Origin of the sequence: Streptomyces sp. NPDC059456, assembly GCF_042750055.1 — a bacterium.
GTDB lineage: Bacteria > Actinomycetota > Actinomycetes > Streptomycetales > Streptomycetaceae > Streptomyces.
Map to the genome: position 1 here is coordinate 1 of NZ_JBHYVA010000417.1, position 7,556 is coordinate 7,556.

4 protein-coding genes are annotated in these 7,556 nt (G+C 72.4%); 2 read left to right on the forward strand and 2 right to left on the reverse strand.

The features are described from left to right. Window positions 1-2,085, reverse strand: a 2,085-nt coding sequence (locus ACFXA3_RS28795) for a BTAD domain-containing putative transcriptional regulator (protein ID WP_385191424.1), incomplete at its 3' end; no start/stop codon positions are given. Window positions 2,086-2,335: 250 nt separating this feature from the next. Between ACFXA3_RS28795 and ACFXA3_RS28800 the strand changes: the two genes are divergently transcribed. Continuing rightward, complete coding sequence (locus tag ACFXA3_RS28800; protein ID WP_385191425.1) at window positions 2,336-3,187, forward strand: Crystal protein ET79; 852 nt, start codon at window positions 2,336-2,338, stop codon at window positions 3,185-3,187. Between the two features lie 591 nt (window positions 3,188-3,778). Here the strand turns inward: ACFXA3_RS28800 and argS are convergent. Next, window positions 3,779-5,539: an arginine--tRNA ligase gene (gene argS / locus ACFXA3_RS28805; RefSeq protein ID WP_385191427.1), complete on the reverse strand. Its 1,761-nt coding sequence runs from the start codon at window positions 5,537-5,539 to the stop codon at window positions 3,779-3,781. A gap of 189 nt (window positions 5,540-5,728) precedes the next feature. Between argS and lysS the strand changes: the two genes are divergently transcribed. Continuing rightward, complete coding sequence (lysS, locus tag ACFXA3_RS28810) at window positions 5,729-7,459, forward strand: lysine--tRNA ligase (RefSeq protein ID WP_385191428.1); 1,731 nt, start codon at window positions 5,729-5,731, stop codon at window positions 7,457-7,459. Window positions 7,460-7,556 lie beyond the last annotated feature (97 nt).

The window sequence follows — 7,556 nt, forward strand, 5'->3', positions numbered from 1 at the left end:
GCGCCCCGCCGCGCGCGGCGCCGGCCGCGGCCCAGCGCCGCCGCGCGCCGCCGCGCCCCCGGCGTCGAGCTCGGACCCCACGTGCAGGGCGAGCCGGCGGAAGAGCAGTGCGGCGTCCGGCGGCAGCTGCTGCACGCTCATCCGCAGCGTCGCCCCGACGCCGAGGTCCTCGCCGGACAGCAGGGAGAGCCGCTGGTGTTCGTCGACCAGGGCGTCGGCCATGGCGCGCAGGGCGAGCCGGGGGCGGGCGGCGAGCCGGGCGGCGGCCAGCCGCAGGGCCAGCGGAAGGCCGTCGCACAGGACGGACAGTTCCTCCGCGGCGGCGGGTTCCGCCGCCACCCGGTCGTCGCCGATGACGGTGCGCAGGACCCGCACCCCGTCGGCGGGCGCCATCCGCCGCAGCGGCAGCAGCCGGGCGCAGTCCGTGGCCACGAGGCCTTCCAGCCGGTTGCGGCTGGTGACCAGCACCGTGCAGCCGGGGGTCCCGGGCAGCAGGGGACGGACCTGGCCGGAGTCGCGGGCGTTGTCGAGCAGGACCAGGGTGCGGCGGCCGGCGAGCGTTGCGCGGTAGAGGTGCTCCACGGCCCGGGACCGGGTCGGCAGCTGCTCCTCGGGGATGCCGAGGGCCTGGAGGAAGTCGTTGAGGACACCGGTGGTCCGGGGGCCGGTCCCGTCCGGTTCCCCGGCGCGCAGGTCGGCGTAGAGGATGCCGTCGGGGAAGTCGGCGGCGTGCGCGTACGCCCAGTGGACGGCGAGCGAGGTCTTGCCGACCCCGGCCGGGCCGGTGATCACGCTGAGCGGCGCACCGCCCGACCGTGCGGTCCTGGTGAGCTGCGCCAGGTCGTCCGCACGGCTGACGAAGCCGGCCGGCGCGCGGGGCAGGAGGAAGGGCACCGCGGGGGCCGCCGGGGCTGTGGGTGATACGGCCGCCGCGGCCGGCTCGGCGGCAGCCTGCCGGTCGGCCACGCCCGGCCGGTGCGCCGGGGCTTGCCCGTGTGCCGCCCCCGGCCCGTGTGCCGGGGCCGGCGGCGCTGCCTGCCCCTGCGGCGGGGCCGGCTGGTTCGCCGGGGTCGGCCCGTGCGCCGCGGCCTGCCCGTGCGGCAGGAGTGGCGGCGCCGGCTGCCCGTCCGTCGCGGCGTGCCCGTGCGGCGGGGCCGGCTGGTTCGCCGGGGTCGGCCCGTGCGGCAGGAGTGGCGGCGCCGGCTGCCCGTGTGACGCGGCCTGCCCGTGCGGTGCCGTCTGCGGGTGGGCCGGGGCCGGCCCGTGCGGTGGCGAGGCTTGCCCGCGAGGCGGGGGCGGCCCGTGGACTCGCCCCGGCGGCGCGGGCGTGGCGGCCGGACGCCGCGGGGGCTGTGGGGGGCGGGCGCGCAGCAGGGCGAGGTACGCCTCGGACAGTGCGGCGCCCGGGTCGACGCCGAGTTCCCGGGCGAGCCGGCGCTGCGTGCGGCGGTAGAGCGAGACGGCGTCGGCCTGGCGGTCCGCTTGGTGCAGCGCACGGACGACGGCCGCGATCAGGGACTCGCGCAGCGGATGCCGCTCGGCGGCGGGCCGCAGTAGTGCGAGGGCCTCCGCGCCCCGGCCGCACGTGTGCAGGGCGGCGGCGAACTGCTCCAGTGCGGCGAGGTGTTCCTCCACCAGCCGGTCGGCCGCCGTGGTCAGCAGCGGGGTGTCGCCCACCCCGGTGAGCGCCGGGCCGCGCCACAGTTCCAGGCCCTGCCGCAGCAGCTCCGCCGGGTGTTTTCCCGGGGGCGGGGCCGCGGAGCGGCGTACGAGCTCGCGGAAGCGCCACAGGTCGACCGCGTCCGGCGCGGCGTGCAGCGCGTACCCGCCGTCCCGGGTGACGACGTCGGTGTCCCGGTCGGTGCGCAACAGGGCGCGCAGGGCGGACACGTGGCCGTAGACGACGGTCCGGGCGTGCGTCGGCGGCCGGTCGTCCCACAGCGCCTCGGTGATCCGCTCGGCCCCCACGGGCGTGCCGTCCGCCAGGACGAGCAGCGCGAACAGGGCCCGGCGTTTGGGCGGTCCGAGCGGTACTTCGGCCCGTCCCGAGAAGGCCGACACCGGGCCGAGCAACCGGAAGTCCATGGCGTGCCCCATTTGCCCTACCTGCCCCACCTGCCCCACCGCCCTGCCGGTCCCATTCGCCCCGCCCGCCCCCGCGTCGTCCTGGCCGCACCCTACGAGCCCATAGGGCCGTACTCGTGGGCGAAGAGGGATGAAGGCGCGAAATGGTTCATCAATCACGCCAACACCGCCGGAATGCGCGTTAGTTCGCCGTTAGGCCACCTCGGCAGGCTCATTGCTGCGAAGCCGGAACGAGGAAGAGGAGACATGTATGTCGGCCATCTCGGGATTCCATACGGGTGCGCGGCGCACCGTCGTGGCGGCCATGGCGGCCGCCCTGGTGCTCGCCCCGGCCGTCACGGCCACCGCGGCGACGGGGAACGACACCCCGCAGCAGTCCCCGGTGGGGGTGCAGTCGGCCCGCAGCACCAAGGTGAAGGTTGTCAACGAGACCACGACGACGATGTACCGCAACTACACGCACGTGGCGCACGGGATCTGGGACGACGAGACACCGCCGGAGAAGATCGACGGCCTCAAGTCCGCCACCTGGGGCTCGCACTCCCAGGGGGTGATGACCGGGACGGAAGGGCAGGCGACCTACTCCCTCGGCAACGACGGCGAGGCCACCTTCCACTGGAACAACCCGTACGTGGGCTCCAACGGTTACGACTGCACGGTGCCCAGGGGCTACACCTGTTCGCGCACCGGTGGCAGCGGGAACAACGCGGAAGTGACGTTCACCGTCGGCCGGAACGGGTCGTTCTCGGTGAACGCGGCCCGCAGCACCACGGTCAGGCTCCAGAACCGCACCCCCAACTCGATGGAACGCACGTCGTCGAGCCTGCAGGCCGGCATGTGGACCGACGGCATGGTCCCGCCGGACCAGGTCTACCCGTTCAGCGACGGCACCTGGCAGTCGGAGTCCAACGGCGTGATGACCGGGACGGAGGGCGCGGCCGTCTACAGCATGATCGACGTCGGCAACGTCACCATCCGCTGGAGCAACCCGTACGTGGGCAGCAACGGCTACTCCTGCTCCGTCCCGAACGGCTTCGTCTGCAAGCAGGGCGGTGGCAGCGGCGACAACGCCACCGTCACCTTCACCGTGATGAAGGGCTGAAAATGAACCGACGCACCGCGGTGGTGGCGTGCACCGCCGCCCTCCTGACCCTGATCACCGCGGGTACGGCCTCGGCCGCCCCCCTCTCCGCGCCCGCCCCCGCCTCCATCGGCATCATGGCGCCGCCGCAACCGGGCCTGACGTACGTCATGGCCCCCAGGGACATGCCCGACCAGTGGCTCGGCGACAACGACTACTTCGGCAGCGTCGTGTGCCAGGCCAGCCGGCTCTGGTACGGCAGCCGGCACGACAACGCCGTCTGGCAGGTGACCGGGCACGGCGACGGCTCCATATCGCTCGTGAACATGGACGCGCAGGACAACCGCTACAGCCTGGCGTCGGCGGGCGACGGGATCCGCATCGACGAGGGCAACGGCGAGCAGTTCAACTGGGACGTGATCGCCGGTCCCGGCGGGACGGTCGCCCTGCAGAACAGGCAGACGAGGCGGTTCCTGTCCGTCGTGGCCGGCCGGCTCGGCGGGGCCGCCCTGGCAAAATACTGGTATTTCACCAACGCCCGCCCGGTCCTGGGGGGCGGCCCCGCCTCCCCGGAAGGGGGGGGCGGGGCCGCCGTGCGTGAGCGTGGGACCGTCAGAGGCGCTCGGGGGTGCGGATGCCCAGCAGCGACATGCCCTTGGAGAGCGTCCGGGCGGTCAGGTCGCACAGGAACAGGCGGTTCTCGACCTGTTCGGCGGTGTCGGCCTTCAGCACCGGGCACTCGGCGTAGAACGTCGTGTACAGCGACGCCAGCTGGTACAGGTACGCGGCCAGCTTGTGCGGGGCGTACTCCGAGGCCGCCTCGGCGACCAGCTCGCCGAAAGAGTCCAGGTGCAGGCCCAGCGCGCGCTCGGACGCGGCCAGCTCCAGCTCGGGGTGGGCGGCCGGACTGGCCTCGCCAGCCTTGCGGAGGATCGACTGGATACGGGCGTACGCGTACTGGAGGTAGACGGACGTGTCGCCGGTCAGCGAGACCATCTGGTCCAGGTCGAACTTGTAGTCGCGGGCCGCGGACGTGGACAGGTCCGCGTACTTCACCGCGCCGATGCCGACCTGCCTGCCCCGCTCGGCGATCTCTTCCTCGGTGAGGTCCTGGGCCTTCTCGCGGACCACGGCCGCGGCCCGGTCCACCGCCTCGTCCAGCAGGTCCACCAGCCGGACCGTCTCGCCCTCACGGGTCTTGAACGGCTTGCCGTCCTTGCCGAGGACCGTGCCGAAGGCCAGCTGTACGGCCTTGACCTCGTCGTTCAGCCAGCCGGCGCGGCGGGCCGTCTCGAAGACCATCTTGAAGTGCAGCGACTGGCGGGCGTCGACCACGTAGATGAGGGTGTCGGCCTTCAGGGTGCCGACGCGGTCGCGGATCGCCGACAGGTCGGTCGCGGCGTAGCCGAAGCCGCCGTCCGACTTCTGGACGATCAGCGGGGTCGGGTTGCCGTCCGGGCCCTTGTACTCGTCGAAGAACACGCACAGCGCACCGTTGGAGCGGACGGCGACGCCCGACTCCTCCAGCAGCTTGCAGGTCTCGACCAGCATGTCGTTGTAGCCGGACTCGCCGACGACGTCCGGGTCCTGGATGTCCATGTCCAGCTTGTCGAACACGGAGTAGAAGTAGATCTTCGACTCGTCGACGAACCGCTGCCACAGCGCGAGGGTCTCCGGCTCGCCCGCCTGGAGGTCGACGACCCGGGCCCGCGCCCGCGTCTTGAACTCCTCGTCGGAGTCGAAGAGCGCCCGCGAGGCCTTGTACAGGCGGTTCAGGTTGGACATGGCCTCCTCGCCGGAGACCTCCTGCTCCGACTTGTGGTCCAGCTCGTGCGGGTGCTCCAGGAGGTACTGGATGAGCATGCCGAACTGGGTGCCCCAGTCGCCGATGTGGTGGCGCCGGACCACCTTCTCGCCCGTGAACTCCAGGATCTCGACCATCGCCGCACCGATGACCGCGGACCGCAGGTGGCCGACGTGCATCTCCTTCGCGACGTTCGGCTGCGCGTAGTCGATCACCGTCGTGCCCGCGTTCGCGGCGTACGGGACGCCGAGGCGGTCGTCGGCGGCGCGCGCGGCGAGGGTCTCGACGATCGCCCGGTCGGAGACCGTGATGTTGAGGAAGCCGGGGCCCGAGACCTCGATCTCCTGGATCAGGTCACCGGCGGCCAGGGCGTCGACCACGGTCGTCGCCAGCTCGCGCGGGTTGGCCTTGGCCTTCTTCGCGAGCGCCAGGATGCCGTTGGCCTGGAAGTCGGCCCGGTCGCTTCGTCGCAGCAGCGGGTCGGCGCCACCGGCCTCCGGCAGGGCCGAGGCGAGGGCGTCCGCGACGCGCTGATTGACGGAAGAAGCGAGGGAAGGGACCGAGGCCATGAGCTGCCGTTCCTGTGAGGTCGTGCTGGTGGGTGCACTTGGTTGTTCCGACAAGTGCCGAGTATCCCACGTGAGGCCCTCTCCCTTCGCGGGATATCGGGCAGGACGCCCGCGGGCGGAAGCAACCCCGGAGCGGCCCGTTCCGTCTGGGAGAATGGCTGAACAGCATTCGAGATAGAAGGACGTGTCGTGGCTCAGAGCAGCACCGAGACCGACTGGGTCTCCCGTTTCGCGGACGAGGTCATCGCCGAGGCGGAGCGCCGAGCACCCGGCAAACCTGTCGTCGTCGCGTCCGGACTCTCCCCCTCCGGCCCGATCCACCTGGGCAACCTCCGCGAGGTCATGACCCCGCACCTGGTCGCCGACGAGATCCGCCGCCGCGGCTTCGAGGTCCGGCACGTGATCTCCTGGGACGACTACGACCGGTACCGGAAGGTGCCCAAGGGCATCCCCGGCGTCACCGAGGAGTCCCACGCCCAGCACATCGGCCGCCCGCTGACCGCCGTGCCCGCCCCCGAGGGCTCCGCGTACCCGAACTGGGCCGAGCACTTCAAGGCCGCCATGGTCGAGGCGCTGGCCGAGCTGGGCGTCGAGTACGACCCGATCAGCCAGACCGAGCAGTACCTGGCCGGCACCTACCGCGAGCAGATCCTGCACGCGATGAAGCACCGCGGCGACATCGACGCCGTCCTCGCCCAGTACCGCACGAAGCAGAAGCCGGGCGGCAAGAAGCCCCAGCAGAAGCCGGTCGACGAGGCCGAGCTGGAGGCCGCCGAGGGCTCCGGTGCGGCCGCCGAGGACGACGGCAGCGCCGAGGGCGCGGAGTACTTCCCGTACAAGCCGTACTGCGGCGCCTGCAACAAGGACTTCACCAAGGTCACCTCGTACGACGACGAGACGACCGAGCTGGCCTACGTCTGCACCGAGTGCGAGTTCACCGAGACCGTCAAGCTGTCGGAGTTCAACCGCGGCAAGCTGGTCTGGAAGGTCGACTGGCCGATGCGCTGGGCCTTCGAGGGCGTGATCTTCGAGCCCTCCGGCGTCGACCACTCCTCGCCCGGCTCGTCCTTCCAGGTCGGCGGCCAGATCGTGCACCTCTTCGGTGCCGAGCAGCCGATCGGCCCGATGTACGCGTTCGTCGGCATCAGCGGCATGGCCAAGATGTCCTCGTCGAAGGGCGGGGTCCCGACCCCGGCCGACGCGCTGAAGATCATGGAGCCGCAGCTGCTGCGCTGGCTGTACGCCCGCCGCCGGCCCAACCAGTCCTTCAAGATCGCCTTTGACCAGGAGATCCAGCGGCTCTACGACGAGTGGGACAAGCTGGAGGCGAAGGTCGCCGACGGCTCCGTGCTCCCGGCCGACGCCGCCGCGCACACCCGCGCCGTACGCGTCGCCTCGCACGAGCTGCCGCGCACCCCGCGCCCGCTGCCGTACCGCACGCTCGCCTCCGTCGTCGACATCACCGCCGGCCACGACGAGCAGACCCTGCGCATCCTGACCGACCTGGACCCGTCGCAGCCGCTGACCTCCCTCGACGAGGTACGGCCGCGCCTGGACCGCGCCGAGAACTGGATCACCACCCAGGTCCCGGCCGACCAGCGCACCCTCGTACGCGAGGAGCCCGACACCGAGCTCCTGTCCTCCCTGGACGACGAGGGCCGCGAGTCGCTGCGCCTGCTGGTGGAGGGCCTCGAATCCCACTGGTCGCTCGACGGGCTCACCACGCTCGTCTACGGCGTCCCCAAGGTGATGGCCGGCCTGGAGCCCGACGCCAAGCCCACGCCCGAGCTCAAGGTCGCCCAGCGCTCCTTCTTCGCGCTGCTCTACCGCCTGCTCGTGACCCGGGAGACCGGGCCGCGCCTGCCCACGCTGCTGCTCGCGGTCGGGGCGGACCGGGTGCGCAAGCTGCTCGCCGCCTGACGCGTCCCGCGCGATGACGCGGCAAGGGCCCCCACCCCTCGGGGGGGGGGGGCCGGGGGGGGACCGCGGGGCGGGGGGGAGGGGTTGTTGTGGGTGT

Excerpts from the sequence above, each read along its gene's own strand:
- ACFXA3_RS28800 (WP_385191425.1), top strand. The coding sequence starts at position 2,336 with ATGTCGGCCATCTCGGGATTCCATACGGGTGCGCGGCGCACCGTCGTG.
- argS (WP_385191427.1), bottom strand. The coding sequence starts at position 5,539 with ATGGCCTCGGTCCCTTCCCTCGCTTCTTCCGTCAATCAGCGCGTCGCG.